General features: G+C 41.8%; 13 protein-coding genes. 6 read left to right on the plus strand and 7 right to left on the minus strand.

Annotated elements, in window-relative coordinates; all coding sequences use genetic code 11:
* Positions 1-187 precede the first annotated feature (187 nt).
* Together LLW17_RS10810 and LLW17_RS10815 are read left to right on the plus strand one after the other, a co-directional pair.
* Positions 188-745: a DUF2892 domain-containing protein gene (locus LLW17_RS10810; RefSeq protein ID WP_228230279.1), complete on the plus strand. Its 558-nt coding sequence runs from the start codon at positions 188-190 to the stop codon at positions 743-745.
* A gap of 172 nt (positions 746-917) precedes the next feature.
* The gene (locus tag LLW17_RS10815) at positions 918-1,625 is read left to right on the plus strand and encodes a TlpA family protein disulfide reductase (RefSeq protein WP_228230280.1); all 708 of its coding nucleotides are present in this window, start codon (positions 918-920) and stop codon (positions 1,623-1,625) included.
* Positions 1,626-1,698: 73 nt separating this feature from the next.
* Here LLW17_RS10815 and LLW17_RS10820 read toward each other — a convergent pair whose 3' ends face one another.
* Positions 1,699-2,634 (minus strand): lytic transglycosylase domain-containing protein, encoded by a 936-nt coding sequence (locus LLW17_RS10820; protein ID WP_228230281.1) that lies wholly within the window; start codon positions 2,632-2,634, stop codon positions 1,699-1,701.
* A 109-nt stretch (positions 2,635-2,743) separates the two neighbouring features.
* The gene (locus LLW17_RS10825) at positions 2,744-3,394 is read right to left on the minus strand and encodes an alpha/beta fold hydrolase (protein WP_228230282.1); all 651 of its coding nucleotides are present in this window, start codon (positions 3,392-3,394) and stop codon (positions 2,744-2,746) included.
* 153 nt (positions 3,395-3,547) lie between these two features.
* Between LLW17_RS10825 and LLW17_RS10830 the strand changes: the two genes are divergently transcribed.
* A complete protein-coding gene (locus tag LLW17_RS10830; RefSeq protein WP_099646696.1) occupies positions 3,548-3,847 on the plus strand; it encodes a GNAT family N-acetyltransferase in 300 nt (99 codons plus the stop codon).
* Positions 3,848-3,899: 52 nt separating this feature from the next.
* On the opposite strand, the gene mtaB is transcribed toward LLW17_RS10830, so the two are convergent.
* A complete protein-coding gene (gene mtaB, locus LLW17_RS10835) occupies positions 3,900-5,258 on the minus strand; it encodes a tRNA (N(6)-L-threonylcarbamoyladenosine(37)-C(2))-methylthiotransferase MtaB (protein WP_228230283.1) in 1,359 nt (452 codons plus the stop codon).
* A 122-nt stretch (positions 5,259-5,380) separates the two neighbouring features.
* Between mtaB and LLW17_RS10840 the strand changes: the two genes are divergently transcribed.
* Both LLW17_RS10840 and LLW17_RS10845 read left to right on the plus strand, forming a co-directional pair.
* Positions 5,381-7,015 (plus strand): ABC transporter substrate-binding protein, encoded by a 1,635-nt coding sequence (locus LLW17_RS10840; RefSeq protein WP_434084778.1) that lies wholly within the window; start codon positions 5,381-5,383, stop codon positions 7,013-7,015.
* A 73-nt stretch (positions 7,016-7,088) separates the two neighbouring features.
* Positions 7,089-7,379 carry a hypothetical protein gene (locus LLW17_RS10845; protein ID WP_228230284.1) on the plus strand — a complete coding sequence of 97 codons (291 nt, stop codon included), beginning with the start codon at positions 7,089-7,091 and terminating at the stop codon, positions 7,377-7,379.
* Here the strand turns inward: LLW17_RS10845 and LLW17_RS10850 are convergent.
* Both LLW17_RS10850 and rpsA read right to left on the minus strand, forming a co-directional pair.
* A complete protein-coding gene (locus LLW17_RS10850) occupies positions 7,376-8,554 on the minus strand; it encodes a GlmU family protein (protein WP_228230285.1) in 1,179 nt (392 codons plus the stop codon). The genes LLW17_RS10845 and LLW17_RS10850 overlap by 4 nt on opposite strands.
* Before the next feature lie 587 nt (positions 8,555-9,141).
* Entirely contained in the window at positions 9,142-11,025 is a 1,884-nt protein-coding gene (gene rpsA / locus LLW17_RS10855) for a 30S ribosomal protein S1 (RefSeq protein ID WP_228230286.1), read from the minus strand.
* 196 nt (positions 11,026-11,221) lie between these two features.
* On the opposite strand from rpsA, the gene LLW17_RS10860 reads away from it, so the two are divergent.
* Positions 11,222-12,061, plus strand: coding sequence for an alpha/beta hydrolase (locus LLW17_RS10860; RefSeq protein ID WP_228230287.1), 840 nt, complete (start codon positions 11,222-11,224; stop codon positions 12,059-12,061).
* A 96-nt stretch (positions 12,062-12,157) separates the two neighbouring features.
* On the opposite strand, the gene LLW17_RS10865 is transcribed toward LLW17_RS10860, so the two are convergent.
* Together LLW17_RS10865 and LLW17_RS10870 are read right to left on the minus strand one after the other, a co-directional pair.
* The gene (locus LLW17_RS10865; RefSeq protein ID WP_228230288.1) at positions 12,158-13,588 is read right to left on the minus strand and encodes an NAD-dependent succinate-semialdehyde dehydrogenase; all 1,431 of its coding nucleotides are present in this window, start codon (positions 13,586-13,588) and stop codon (positions 12,158-12,160) included.
* 396 nt (positions 13,589-13,984) lie between these two features.
* The gene (locus LLW17_RS10870) at positions 13,985-15,154 is read right to left on the minus strand and encodes an MFS transporter (RefSeq protein WP_228230289.1); all 1,170 of its coding nucleotides are present in this window, start codon (positions 15,152-15,154) and stop codon (positions 13,985-13,987) included.
* Positions 15,155-15,158: the final 4 nt, after the last annotated feature.

Consider the following 15,158-nt stretch of genomic DNA (forward strand, 5'->3'; position numbering starts at 1 on the left):
CTTTTCTGTTGTAATTCTGAGAATAGCCTTCCCAAAAGCTGGGCGCAAATATACAAAGAGTTTCTAATTCAACAAGAGCAAAGTTTAAAATATTTCAGATTGTTTTTATTACATTTGCAGGCTCAATAAAACAGGCATTTATAAGTATAAGCTGATGCCTTGATTTAATACTTTAAGAATTCCGATAATGTTCAACAAAAATATAAAACTCGTTTTAGCTGTTCTTGTAGTTGCATTGGCCGTATGGCAATTTGCAGATCGTTCTATAGGCAACGGCATTTTATTAATCCTTCTGGCAGGTATTTTTGTACTGCTCTACTTTAAGAATGAGATTTTGATTCTTGCTTTCCTGAGATTGCGTAAACAGGATTTTGCCGGAGCTCAAAAGTGGCTTAACAAAATCAAGAATCCCGAAGCTGCACTGGTGCGTAAGCAACAGGGGTATTACAATTACCTAAACGGTCTTATGGTTTCTCAAACCAATATGATTCAGGCTGAAAAATATTTTAAAAAGGCTGTACAATTGGGTCTAAGTATGGATGCCGATCTGGCAATGGCCAAAATCAATCTAGCCGGTATTGCCATGACTAAAAACAGACGCCGGGAAGCAGATTTATTGCTTGCGGAAGCCAAAAAATTAGATAAGCACAATATGCTTGGCGAGCAGATCAAAATGATGAAGCAGCAAATGAAACAGGCTGCAAATATGCCTCGTCAGCAATACGGCCGGGGCGGACGCAGATAGCTTAAACCACCTGCTCTATAATCTGCAAATTCCTGTTTTAATAATAGGTATTCTCTGAAGGCGTCCGGATTTCGCGAATGTCTTGTGTTTTATAACGATTTTACATTTCCTTTTATCGATTAGATTTTATTGCCGCTGATGCTCAGGATATCTTTGCTTTTCAAGGATTTATATGGCAAGAACTCTACTTATACTTCTATTCTTATCGGTTTTTAGTCTACAGGCTCAGGAAGAACAAAAAGTACTTTTCTCTGATGCCCTGGCTGCAAATATGGATAAGTACACCGCACGGGTTGATGAGGCTCTCAAGTACGGTGAGTTTGACTTTGCCAAATCTTTATTTGATACCCTGGTAAAAAGCAAGCTTCAGGGCACATATCTTGATAATCTTGAGTTTGAAAATCTAAACAATTCTTTTATCACCTCTACCGAAGATTTTGAACGCCCCACAATTATACTTACCTATTCTTCGTGGTGTATTCCCAGTGATGGCGAAATTCCTGTTCTAAACAAACTTGCCGAGCGCTATGCCGGTCTCGTAGATTTTATTGTCCTGTTTTGGGATGATAAAAGCACCGTGAAAAAAGAAGCCAAAAAGTTCCACAAAAACATTCAGGTTGCTTACGTAGACGAGGTGCAGAATAAGCATATGAAAACCGTAAACCTGCTAAAGCACGCACTGGGTATTTCGCTTTCGTACGTGATTGCGGCAGATGGACAAATTTTAGACATCAACAGAAGACCTCCCAATCAACTGGGCATTTCCGGCGCTGAGATCATCAATCAGAACCTTAATTTTTTAAACCGCCAGATCGCTGCAATCAATCTGGATCTAAACATCAACATCAACGATCTGCCCGAATCATTGGCTACGTTTTAATAGTGCATTTAACATAACACCTAAAAAAAAGGAGCCTTATTCAGGCTCCTTTTTTATTCTGATTTATCCGGGTTTACTGCCCCACAGTATAAACACCTTTTTCGGGAATCTCAATCTGATACACTTTTCGCGAAGCGTTGTTTAAATGATCTTCACGCAACCAGGGATTGTGAATTTTCAATATTTTATAATTAATCCCAAAGTCCTGTGCAAATTTTACAAAATCGGTAACAGCAGTATCTACTGCAACTTTATAGGTAGGAACGCTGGTATATAAATCATCTTCGGTATAATTGAAGCCATACTTTTTAGGATCTTTGAGGATTTCTTTTAGGGCCAAAATTCTAAAAACATACCTTCCCGTTTCTTCTCCCAAAAGCAAATCATAGTAACCCGTCACATCCTGAGCTTCCAGTCTGCGGTTGATCCCGGCGTTACCGGCATTATAGCCTGCAGCGGCAAGCGTCCAGCTTCCCAGATAATTCTTGGACTTTTTTAAATAGTTACAGGCCGCACGTGTGGCGAGCTCCACATTATAACGCTCATCTACATTATCGTTTACTTCAAGCCCCAGTTCTTTACCCGTACTGCCAAGTATCTGCCAGAAGCCGGTAGCACGCGCAGGTGATACCGCCTGGGTAAGTCCGCTCTCAATAACCGCCAGGTACTTGAAGTCATCGGGCAGGCCTTCTTCCTTAAGAATAGGTTCGATGATCGGGAAATATTTTGCAGCACGCTTGATGATCAGCAACCCGTTAGACTGCCAGTAGGTGTTAACCAGAAGTTCCCGGTCCATACGCTCACGTACATCGGGATCTTCAAGAGGAACCCGCTCCCCCGCAAAATCCATGGCTTCCGGCAACGGAATCGCGTACACATTATAATCGTTTACGAGTTTTTCCTTTTTTGTGATTTCGGGATCGGAAGCCTCTTTCTGAACGGCCTGAACGCAAAATGCAGTAGTAGCCACAAGGCCTACACCTGCAAGAATATTTTTAACTGGGATCATAGAATGTCTTTTTGAAGTTGTATTGCAAATTAGCAAATCATACACATGATACCAAGAACAATACCGCGATTGAATTCTTAAATTTTAAAGTGACTATAAGTAATCATAGCTAGTCACCAATAAGCTTGGGAAGATTTTTTGAAAACCACTTACAACGGCTTATGATCATCGCGTGAGTTCCACCTTTAACCGGGATACAGTCTTTGATGTACTTAAACGGAAAAACAGGATCTGCAGTGCCGTGAATATGTATCAAATCTTTAGCATAGGTGGTCTGATCCCAACACAGCATATGCTCCAGAGCCCAATGCAAATAAACCGGGTCTGTGATCGATAAATACTTCTGGTACAATTCTGCCTTATGCTTCAGGGTTTCGGTAACCGCATATTCCGACAATAGATTTACGTGACGTACCAATCCTACAGGAGCGATGCGATAAAGACCTAAAGCTTTTGAAAAGCGCATGCTTCGGGGCAGTTCGGCTTTAGTCTTTACACTGCTGATGATAATCAGCTTTTTATAGTTTACGTTTTTAGCCATTTCCTGAACCACCACCCCTCCAAAACTTACTCCTATCAACACCGGATTTTCATGCGTCACCTCCTCCAACATTCGTTTGGCATAGGAAGACATACTTTCATTGGGTTGCGGAATTTTCCAGGCAAGGGGATGCAGGCTAAACCGATCTGAAGGGAGTTTTATAGGATCAAAAATACTAGGATTTGCTGCCATTCCCGGCACTAAATAGACGTGTATCATAATACTTAAAATTAAGGCTTTAACAGTCATCCCTCCAAAAAACCTTAAAATTTTTGTATCTTTACAAATACATTAAAATTCTTGCCAAAAGAATACAAATGTATTAGCCAAAACCTTCCAGAAAGCACTATTTTTTCTTAAATCAAATTTTATATGGATGTAATGACAGCGATTGAATTGACAGACAACGAATTTCTAAGACAATTTGAGACCACTATAGATGGTAAATTGGCAAAAATTGAATACTCCCTTCAGGATCGTAAAATCTTTCTTACCAAATTACATATGCCCGAAGGTACAGAGGACAAAATGAACGATTTTATCGTTGCTGTTTTTAAAGAAGTCGAAGATCGCAATATCAGACTGGTACCCACAAGTCCTGAGATTGCCAAATTTATGCGAGCTAATCGCAGAAAGTATAAAGATTTATTACCGGTAGGTATAAATATCTAGCAACTTACTGCTTCACAAATGAATTACAACCTGTTTTAAAAGACAGGTTTTTTTATGCTGTTACCGCAACCAACTCCTCACAATATTCAAAACGCACCAAACCATCTTCATCAATTTCGGTAAGCACCACATCGTGTAACGTGTTTATCAACCCGGGATCCCACGGGGCCTTAACCTTGACGTAGTTTTCGGTAAAACCGTGTATGTAGCCCTTTTTATTTTCTCCTTCAAAAAGAACTGTACGCCGGGTTCCCAACTGAGACTCATAAAAAGCTCTTCTCTTTTTGGCAGAAAGACCTCGCAGCATTTTACTGCGCTTTTTTCGCTTACGCATAGAAACCACACCCGGCATCATTGCTGCTTTGGTATTGTCGCGTTCCGAATAGGTAAAAACGTGTAAATACGAGATATCCAGTTCCGTTAGGAAATTATAGGTATCCAAAAAGTGCGCATCAGTCTCACCCGGAAAACCAACAATTACATCCACTCCTATACAGGCATCGGGCATCAGGCGTTTGATTTCAGCCACACGATCTGCGTACAGTTCGCGCTTATAGCGCCGGCTCATTTTACCCAAAAGCTCGTTGTTTCCACTCTGTAGAGGTATATGAAAATGAGGAACAAAAGTCTCAGAATCTGCCACAACCTCAATGGTATCATTTTTCAGGAGATTAGGCTCAATGCTTGAGATGCGTAAACGCTCTATACCATTTACATCATCTAGAGCTTTAACCAGATCTAAAAACGTATGCTGATGTTTCTTATTCCCAAACTCTCCCTTACCGTAATCACCTATATTTACTCCTGTAAGAACAATCTCCTTTATCCCCCGGTCAGCAATATCCCGGGCATTTTTCAAGACGTTATTAAGGGTATCGCTCCTCGAAATACCTCTGGCCATAGGAATGGTGCAATAGGTACATTTGTAATCACACCCATCCTGAACTTTTAAGAATGCGCGGGTGCGACCACCCAACGAATAGGAACCTACATAAAAATTAGCCTCTTCAATCTCACAACTGTGCACCTCACCCATGTCATTTTTGGTGAGATCATTCAGGTAGTCGGTAATTTTAAACTTTTCGGTGGCACCCAAAACCAAATCCACTCCATCTACATCGGCAAGCTCCTCAGGCTTGAGCTGGGCATAACAGCCCACAGCCGTGATGAACGCATCAGGATTGACGTTTTGAGCCTTTTTTACTATTGTTTTAAAGCGATTGTCTGCATTTTCAGTCACACTACAGGTATTGATAACATAAACATCTGCAGGTTCACTAAAATCTACCCGCTTAAAACCTTCGTGTTTAAAACTTCTCGAAATGGTTGCGGTCTCTGAAAAATTGAGTTTACAGCCAAGTGTATAAAATGCGACTTTTTTAGAAGCCTCTGCCCTATCATTCTTCTTCACAAATACCTATTTTTGTTGGATTCTTATGTAATTCTGAAGATTAAAAAATCAAAAAGCGCAAAGTTAACTTTTATCATGCTATAAGTCAAAAGCACCAGCACTTCATTTCTAAAATCACACACGTGACTGCGATTAAAAACTCATACCTGTTTCAGACTTCACTTGTTGCCTGCCTGTGCTTCAGCGTTTTCCTGAACTCCTGCTCCAACCCCAAAGGGCAAAACCGGGAATCTCAGGTTTTCAGATACAATGAGCATTATAATGTCGCTACTCTTGACCCCGCCTTTGCCCGTAATCCTCCTATAATCTGGCCAACAAACCAATTGTTTAACGGCCTGGTACAACAGGATGATTCTCTGAATATTGTGCCCGATCTGGCAAAACGCTGGACGGTAGACTCTTCTGCCACACGCTATACATTCACCCTAAGGGATGATGTTTTTTTTCACAAACATCCGCAGTTTAAAACTCCCGACAGTACCCGAAAGCTTGTAGCTTCAGACTTTGTTTACAGTTTTGATCGCTTAAAAGACCCGGCTGTAGCTTCTCCCGGAAGTTGGGTGCTAAGCAATGTAGCCGGCTATGAAGCCGTTAATGATTCTACATTCAGCATACAACTCAACAAGCAGTTTCCTGCCTTTCTGGGCTTGCTTACGATGCGCTACTGTTCTGCTGTGCCCCGTGAAATTGTAGCGTATTACGGTAGTGAATTTCGTTCTCACCCTGTAGGCACGGGTCCTTTTAAATTTAAACGCTGGGAAGAAGGCGTTAAGCTGGTTTTACGCAAAAACGAATTGTATTTTGAAACCGATGAAAACGGGGTACAGTTACCCTACCTCGAAGCAGTAGCGATTACCTTTTTACCCGATAAACAAAGTGAATTTTTACAGTTTGCACAGGGCAATCTCGACATGCTCAACAGCCTGGATCCTTCCTATAAAGATGAGTTATTAACCGCAACCGGAAAGCTTAAGGAAAAATACCGGGATGATGTAAAAACCATTACCGGCCCCTTTTTAAATACCGAATATCTGGGTTTCTTTCTGGATAGTCCGCAAGATGAAATACGTTCGGAGATGCTGCGGAAAGCAGTAAACTACGGTTTTGACCGGGTAAAAATGATCAAATACCTGCGTAATGGAATTGGTGAACCGGCACAGGCAGGTTTTATACCTAAAGGACTACCCGGCTATGGGACTTCAGGTTTTGAATATAACCCTGCTAAAGCCCGCAAACTCATTGAAGCCTATAAAGAACAGACCGGAAACCAAAATCCCGTAATAAGTATCGGAACAAACAGCCAGTATATGGATATCTGTGAGTACATTCAGCGGGAAATAGGCAAACTGGGGTTAAGCATCAATATTGATGTGATGCCGCCTTCCACGCTTCGCCAATTGAAATCTACCGGAAAGCTCGATGCCTTCCGAGCAAGCTGGATCGCCGATTATCCCGATGCCGAAAACTACCTCTCGCTGTATTACAGCAAAAATTTTACGCCAAACGGTCCCAATTACACACATTTTAAAAATGATGCGTTTGACCGTCTTTACGAAGCCAGCTTTAAACTTACAGAGCTTGAAGAACGCAAAGTTCTGTATCAAAAAATGGATTCTATTTTAATTGCTAAAGCTCCTTTTGTCACGCTATACTATGATCAGGTGATCAAATTTGTGCATAAAGATGTACACGGCTTAAAAGCCAATCCGCAAGATTTTTTGGTATTGAAGCGGGTTCGAAAAGACAAAAAGCCTTAGTTTACGGGTAATTAAAACACCCAATCCTGTAACAAAACTCGGGTTCGCATAACCTATAAGCAAAACTACCGGTATGGGATTTGGAGGTTCGGTTTCGGCAATGCTGGCTGCGCTTAAGAACAACAAGCGCGAGCGTAAATCACGTTTTGACAACAAAGGGCTCGACATCAAAACGCCCGGGCATAAACCTTTTGTCGATTTTAAAAAACTCAATACCTCTGAAGAACTCAAATTGAAAAATCAAATACGTGAGGACGCCAGGCAACACCAACGAAAAGTAATTGGCTATACCGCTATTGCGCTATTCATTCTGGGAGTTATTATCTGGTGGCTGTTTATAGATTCGGGCAGGCCTCTGGTTTAATACCTCCTGTACTTAGAAGTCTCCTCAAAAACATGCTCCAATATCGCAGCTTCCTGAGCATCAAAAGGAATATTGCGGCGCTCCATCACCAGTTTTGCGGTTTGAAAAGCCTTATCCGTTTTATAGGTTGTAAAGCCTGCTGCTCCTCCCCAACTGAAGGATGGCACAAAATTACGCGGAAAACCGGTCCCAAAAATATTGACACTTACACCGATTACGGTACCGGTATTAAACATGGTATTGATACCGCATTTGCTGTGATCGCCCATCATCAGGCCACAAAACTGCAGGCCGGTCCTCGCGAAACCTTCGGTCTCATAATCCCATAAGCGCACTTCCTCGTAGTTATTTTTAAGGTTGCTGTTGTTGGAGTCTGCACCAATATTACACCACTCGCCCAATACTGAATTTCCTAAGTAGCCATCGTGACCTTTATTGGAATAGGCCATCAAAACCGAATTGGTCACCTCTCCGCCAACCTTGCAGTATGGCCCAATAGTGGTACCCGTATAAATTTTAGCTCCCATTTTTACGGTTGCATGTTCGCACAGGGCGAAAGGGCCACGGATCAGGGCACCTTCCATGACTTCGGCATCTTTACCGATGTAAATAGGACCTTCAGAAGCATTTAAAGTGCAAAAATTAAGCTTTGCTCCTGGCTCGATAAATATATTTTCAGAATTAAGGGTTTGCACATTTGAAGGGATTGGTGCTGACTTGCGATCTTCCGTTATCAAATCGAAGTCCATCTGAATGGCTTCATGATTTTTGCTGAACAAATCCCAGGTGTGGGCAATCTTAAAGAGCGCTTCTTCCGGAAGTTCTATCTGCTCATAATCTGAAAAGTCGATATCTTCCTGACCTTCTACCGTATAAAAAGCAACTACTTCTTCCCCATCAAAAAGAGCCTGGTTGGCCTCCAGATTTTGCACAAGTTCTACGAGAACTCCGGTAGGCAGATAGGCTGCGTTGATCATCACATTTTCTTCAAACTCCACCATCGGGTATTTTTCAGAAAGGTAATCTTCGGTTACGGTTGACGTGGTATTGCCCAAATGCTTTTCCCACTTTTCGCGAATAGTCAGAATACCAATGCGCAAATCGGCCACCGGCCTGGTAAAAGTAAAAGGCAGTAACTGTCTGCGTACAGGACCGTCAAAGAGGATATAGTTCATAATAATCTGGATTTTGAAGCAGGTCAAAACTAATTAATTATGCCCGACCAAACTACTATACCGGTTGAAAACTGATTTTTATATCGGGAATCGTTCAATTGTTGAATTGTTGAATTGTTGAATCGTTGAATCGCTGAATCGTTGAATTGTTGAATCGTTGAATCGGGGAATCGGGGAATCGGGGAATCGTTGAATTGTTGAATTGTTGAATCGTGGAATTGTTGAATCGTGGAATCGTGGAATCGTGGAATCGTGGAATCGTAAAAGTTGACTTTCTACTTTCTACCTTCTACCTTCTACCTTCTACTTTCTACTTTCTACTTTCTACTTTCCACTTTCTACTTTCTACCTTCTACTTTCTACTTTCTACTTTTCACTTTCCAAATTTCACTTTCCCTCAAGCGTTAGGGATTGGAGTGAAAATCCCGCAGTTGCCGGAACTCCGGTGCAGGCAACGAGGAATTGTAACGTAAAGCCTGCCTACCGCCAGGCAGGCCCGGACTTTGCCCTTTGGCAAAGTAACGCCATAAAAAAACCCTTTAACGTAAACGCTAAAGGGTTTTTAAGTATTCTAAAATGAATAGGGCTTAGTTACCGCCTTTTTCCATTTTCTTCTTCAATGCTGCAAGAGCATCGTTAGCATCACCTAAAGTAGGTGCACTAGCTGCTGCTGAGTCTGCCGCTTTTTTGGCAGCCTGCTTAACGATTTTAGCCTCTTCTTCTTTGAATAAAGAAGTGTGTGAAGCTACAACGCGCTTGAAGTCTTTGTTAAACTCAATGATTTGGAATTCAACTTCCTCACCTTTAGAAAGTTTGCTGCCGTCTTCCTTCTCCATATGACGACCGGGGATAAACGCCTCGATGTCTTCGTTGAATTTAACTACAGCTCCCTTGTCTACTACCTCATCGATAGTACCGGTGTGCTTGGTTCCCACAGCAAATTCCTCCTCGTATTTATCCCAAGGATTGTCTTCGATTTGCTTGTGACCTAAGCTTAGCTTACGACCTTCTACGTCAAGCTCCAGAACTACTACTTCCAGCTTATCGCCGATATTCGTAAATTCTGATGGGTGCTTCACTTTCTTAGTCCAGCTAAGGTCTGAGATGTAGATCAAACCATCAATACCTTCTTCAAGTTCTACAAACACACCAAAGTTGGTGAAGTTACGAACGATACCGGTATGACGTGAACCTACGGGATATTTAGAAGTAATATCTGTCCAGGGATCCTGCGTTAATTGCTTGATACCAAGTGACATTTTACGATCTTCACGATCCATAGTAAGAATCTGAGCTTCTACCTCATCACCTACGTTTACGAAATCCTGAGCGCTGCGCAAGTGCGTAGACCAAGACATTTCACTAACGTGGATAAGACCTTCAACTCCTTCTTCTACTTCAACGAAAGCACCGTAATCTGCGATTACTACTACTTTACCTTTTACTTTATCACCAACGCTTAAGTTTTCGCTAAGTGCATCCCATGGGTGCTTCTTAAGCTGCTTAAGACCAAGTTGGATACGTGTTTTATCCTCATCAAAATCAAGGATAACCACGTTAAGTTTTTGATCAAGATCAACGATCTCATTCGGGTGGTTGATACGAGACCAGGAAAGATCTGTAATGTGTACCAATCCATCAACACCTCCAAGGTCAACAAATACCCCGTAAGAGGTGATGTTTTTAACGGTACCTTCAAGTACCTGACCTTTTTCAAGCTGCCCGATGATTTCTTTTTTCTGCTCTTCGATATCTGCTTCGATAAGCGCTTTGTGAGAAACTACTACGTTCTTGAATTCCTGGTTGATTTTAACCACTTTGAATTCCATAGTTTTGTTTACATACGCATCGTAATCACGGATAGGCTTCACGTCGATTTGTGAACCTGGCAAGAACGCCTCGATTCCAAATACGTCAACGATCATACCTCCTTTAGTACGTGCCTTAACAAAACCGGTAACGATAGTACCATCTTCGTGAGCTTTGTTTACGCGATCCCAAGCCTTAATTACACGAGCTTTACGGTGAGAAAGAATCAACTGACCTGTAGCGTCTTCACGCACGTCGATTAATACTTCTACCTTATCTCCTACTTTAAGATCAGGATTGTAACGGAATTCATTTAATGAAATAACCCCTTCAGACTTCGCATTGATATCTATAATAGCATCACGGTCTGTGATGTTGATTACAGTACCTTCAACTACTTCATCGTCTAGCGTGTCTACGAAGTTTTCAGCAACTAATTTCTCAAACTCATCAAGCTTGTCTTCATCGATAGGATCAATTCCTTCTTCGTAGTTGTGCCAGTTGAATTCTTTTAGGAATTTTTCAGGATTTGCCTGTGCAGGACTTGCGTAACCTTTTGGCTCCTCAATAGAATCTGGAGTAGCAAGCTCTTCTGCAGCTGCAACGTTGGTTTTAAGTTCAACTTCTTCCTGAACTTCCGGTTTTTTGTTTTCTTCAGCCATTGCTGATTAATAATTTGTATTTTATGTTCTGGCGAAAGCTTAACAAAACCAAACCATAAAAGAGGTTTAAAATATCTGTTTTTCAAACTATTAAGGTCTTAAAACCAAAACAGCGCCTTTTGTGCTCTCTTACATTGTCAAAAGGAGTGCAAAATTACGTAAAGTTTTCTTATTTTCTATTCATCTATTCAAAAATATGTCGCAGGAAGCAAACAGCACTCATTTTACAGGCGAAATCCCTCATTACAAACTGTTTGGACGCAGCTGGAAAGCTGCCCGGCAAAAGGCTGTGGTGTGCATTATTCACGGTTTTGGGGAGCATTTGGGAAGGTACACCCACGTTGCTGAGTTTTTAAACCAATACGGCATCAGTTGTTATGCTATAGATTTACCTGGTCACGGCAAATCTTCCGGAAAACGGGGAGTGATTCGCTCTTTTCAGGATTTTATACTCGCGGTAGATTATATATATGAAAAAGCCCTCGATGAAAACCCCGACACCCCGGTCTTTCTATACGGTCACAGTATGGGTGGTGGCATTGTACTCAGGTATTTATTGCTTACTTCCATTCCTCCTACAGGAGCGCTTATCACTTCTCCCTGGCTGAGACTGGTTAAAAATCCGAATGCTGCAACAATTGTTTTAGGCAGAATCGCATTAAATTTTGGCCTAAATCCGGTAAAGGAAACTAAGCTCGATCCAAAAGATCTGTCTCGGGATTTAGAAATAGGCAAAACTTACGAAGCAGACGCACTGGTACATCATAAGGCTTCTTTACGCCTGTATTTTGACTTAAGTGATAACGGCACGCATTTGATGCATAAAGAATTTGACTTTAGAACGCCTATTTTACTGGCACACGGAACCGCCGACGAGATCACACAGCACGACGCCTCGGCAAAACTGGCTGAAAAGCATAAAGCACAAATACAGTTCAAATCCTGGCCCGGTCTAAAACACGAGACGCACAACGAACTGAACAAACACGAAGTGCTTCGGTTTTATACGCATTGGATTTTAGATCAGGTAACCTAAGTACCAAATCGTTCAAAATATCATTTCGCAAAATACCTCAACTAAAAAAGCCCGCTCGTGGAGCAGGCTTCTTTCAACTTTATCATTTCCTAAAACTTAGGAATTCAGTCTCATGATTGCTTTTTCATTTACAAATTCTTTAAGACCGAAGCCTCCGTGTTCACGCCCGTAACCGGAATCTTTAACGCCACCGAATGGCATGTTAGGCTGCGCTAAACCAAAGCTGTTTATGAATACCATTCCGGTATCAAAATGCTTTTTGGCCAGCTCAAATGCTTTATCCTCATCTTTGGAGAAAATTCCGCCACCAAGTCCAAAACGACTGTCGTTAGCAATGCGCATCGCATCTTCATCATCTTTAGCCTTGATTAAAGAAGCCACGGGACCAAAAAGCTCATCATCGTAAGCCGGCTGTCCGGGTTTTACATTACCCAGAATGGTTGCTGGATAATAATAACCGGCTCCTTCAGGCAGCTCGCCTCCACAGAGAATTTCCGCTCCATTTTTAACGCTTTCTTTTACCTGATCGTGCAATTGTTCACGCAAATCTTTACGCGCCATAGGGCCCATGTCGTTTGAATCATCGGTAGGATCACCTGCTTTTAGGGCGCTCATTCCGGCAACAAATTTTTTCTTGAATTCGTCATACACTTTTTCAGTAACCACAAATCGTTTGGCAGCTACACAGGTTTCTCCGTTATTATAAGTTCTACCTTTGATACTCCATTCTACCGCAAGGTCAACATCGGCATCTTCAAGAACCAAATAGGCATCATTTGAACCCAATTCCAGAACGGTTTTCTTAAGTGCTTTCCCGGCTTTCTCACCAATAATTCTTCCGGCATCGCCGCTACCTGTTAAGGTAACACCGCGTACCAGATCATTTTCAATGATTGCATCAGACTGCTCGTGCGAAATACGCAACACGGTAAATAAGTTCTCTGGCAATCCGGCTTCTTCCAAAATTTCAGCTATTAAAAGCGCAGAACCGGTTACATTTTCAGCGTGTTTTAATAGTATGCTGTTTCCGGCCATCAGATTAGCAATAGTATAACGCATTACCTGATAGGTTGGGAAATTCCATGGTTGAATACCATAGATCACACCTAAAGGAGCATAACTGATTTGACCTTTGCCACCATCTGGTAAAGTACGCTCGATATCCTGTAATTCTTTAGGACCGTTTTCTGCAGTGTAATCACAAATACCTACACACAGATCAACTTCCTGCTCCCCCTGACTAAGCATTTTCCCCATCTCAGCGGTCATCAGTTTAACGAGTTCATCTTTACGATTGGCAAGACTTTTCCCGATGTTTTTAATATGTTTTGCACGAGTCTCTAAAGATTCGTTTTTCCAATTCAGAAAGGCTTTGTGTGAAGCTGCTACGGCTGCTTTGGCCTCATCATCGGTCATTAATTTATAGCGTTTAAGTTCTTTTCCTGTTGCAGGATTTATCGTTTTTAATACGGAATCGTCTGAAGCGCTTGGCTTAGCGATTGGTTTTTCGGCAGTTGCTGTACTCATAATTTTCTTTTTTAGCTTTAAATTGAGGGATTACTAAAGTTTCTCCCTTGATTTTAGTTAAAGTTAAAAAAGAGGTCCTGATTAAGGGGTTCAATTGGGAAAGCCTTAAGTACATCTTATACTTAATTTAGGATAGGCATAAAAAAAGAGCTCCCTTTTCAGGAAGCTCTACACAAATCATTAGGCTTTTATAATCAAATAGTCTTGATCATCGCATCGTTTTAAATTGGTCTTGTAAAAAAATGCCCAGCAGCTGTACTCCAGCTCAATACCCAACACACCAAAATTAGTATACGAAAGATTGTACAAGTATATTTTAGCCTTTTTTTAAGTGAATTTTGTGAAAACCTCTAATCTTAAGACCCTAAAACTCCCACTTATACTTTAAAATGACCCTCACTTAGTACCTGTACGGCTTGATAATGCCTGAAAAACGAGAATTAAAACCGAAAAGACAAGTCCGGTGGTTGCTACACCCTGCCATTTAAAATGTTGCCAGGCATAGGCCCCTGCGACCGTACCTAACGCCCCTCCTATAAAGTAGCCTACCATATAGATGGTATTAACCCGGTTACGCGCATCGGGATTTTTAGTGAAAATGATATTTTGATTGGTTACGTGCAGACTTTGTAATCCAAAATCAACCAGCAAAACACCTACCACCAACCCGATAATGGAATGGGCCGAAAATTCAAAAACAATCCACGAAAGGATCAGGATACCGGTAAAAGCATAAATAAGTTTTTTGGAATCGTAGCTGTCGTTGAGTTTACCTGAAAGCGTGGCACCTAAAGCACCTATGATTCCCAAAACCCCAAACAATCCCGCAGCACCGCTGCCATAACCGAAATTTTGTTCCATCAGAAAAACAAGTGTGGTCCAGAACGCACTGAAACCTGCAAAACCAAAACCTCCGCGCAAGGCAGCAATGCGCACCTCGGGCTTCGTCTTTACAATATCGATCAACGAGCGCATCAGCTGGGCATAGCTGCCTTTAAAATCCGTCGCAACATCAGGTAATTTAAAATATAGAATGACTGCGTACACAATCATAAAGCCTGCCGCCAGATAGTACATAAAACGCCAGCCAAAATAGTCGCCAATCATTCCGCTTATAAAACGGCTACCCAAGATACCTATGAGCAGACCGCTCATCACAATCCCAATCGCTTTACCCCGGTTTTCTTCACTCGCGAGTTGTGCTGCCATAGGAACAAACAGCTGTGGGACCACAGAAGCAAAACCCACACAAAAACTGGAAATGGTAAGCATCCACAGGCTGGGAGCCAGTGCGGTACAAATAAGGGCCGCAACGATGGCAATAAAATCAAACAGGATGATTTTTCGTCTCGAAAATTTATCGCCCAGCGGAATGATGAAGAGCAATCCAAAAGCATAACCCAACTGTGTGGCAAGCGGGATCTTGCTTACCTGAGCTTCAGTAACCTGAAAGGTTTGAGCCATAAGATTAAGCAGCGGCTGATTGTAGTAATTGTTAGCCACCACCAGACCGGCACCAACGGCCATAAGGTAAAGCAGCGATTTGCTAAGCTGAGTGGCTTTCATATTT

It is taken from the genome of Leeuwenhoekiella parthenopeia (assembly GCF_020782115.1).
Lineage (GTDB): Bacteria > Bacteroidota > Bacteroidia > Flavobacteriales > Flavobacteriaceae > Leeuwenhoekiella > Leeuwenhoekiella parthenopeia.

Bases quoted from the DNA above. Each gene is read 5' to 3' on its own strand.
- LLW17_RS10810 (WP_228230279.1), top strand. From the start codon at position 188: ATGTTCAACAAAAATATAAAACTCGTTTTAGCTGTTCTTGTAGTTGCA.
- LLW17_RS10815 (WP_228230280.1), top strand. From the start codon at position 918: ATGGCAAGAACTCTACTTATACTTCTATTCTTATCGGTTTTTAGTCTA.
- LLW17_RS10820 (WP_228230281.1), bottom strand. From the start codon at position 2,634: ATGATCCCAGTTAAAAATATTCTTGCAGGTGTAGGCCTTGTGGCTACT.
- LLW17_RS10825 (WP_228230282.1), bottom strand. From the start codon at position 3,394: ATGATACACGTCTATTTAGTGCCGGGAATGGCAGCAAATCCTAGTATT.
- LLW17_RS10830 (WP_099646696.1), top strand. From the start codon at position 3,548: ATGGATGTAATGACAGCGATTGAATTGACAGACAACGAATTTCTAAGA.
- LLW17_RS10845 (WP_228230284.1), top strand. From the start codon at position 7,089: ATGGGATTTGGAGGTTCGGTTTCGGCAATGCTGGCTGCGCTTAAGAAC.
- LLW17_RS10850 (WP_228230285.1), bottom strand. From the start codon at position 8,554: ATGAACTATATCCTCTTTGACGGTCCTGTACGCAGACAGTTACTGCCT.
- rpsA (WP_228230286.1), bottom strand. From the start codon at position 11,025: ATGGCTGAAGAAAACAAAAAACCGGAAGTTCAGGAAGAAGTTGAACTT.
- LLW17_RS10860 (WP_228230287.1), top strand. From the start codon at position 11,222: ATGTCGCAGGAAGCAAACAGCACTCATTTTACAGGCGAAATCCCTCAT.
- LLW17_RS10865 (WP_228230288.1), bottom strand. From the start codon at position 13,588: ATGAGTACAGCAACTGCCGAAAAACCAATCGCTAAGCCAAGCGCTTCA.
- LLW17_RS10870 (WP_228230289.1), bottom strand. From the start codon at position 15,154: ATGAAAGCCACTCAGCTTAGCAAATCGCTGCTTTACCTTATGGCCGTT.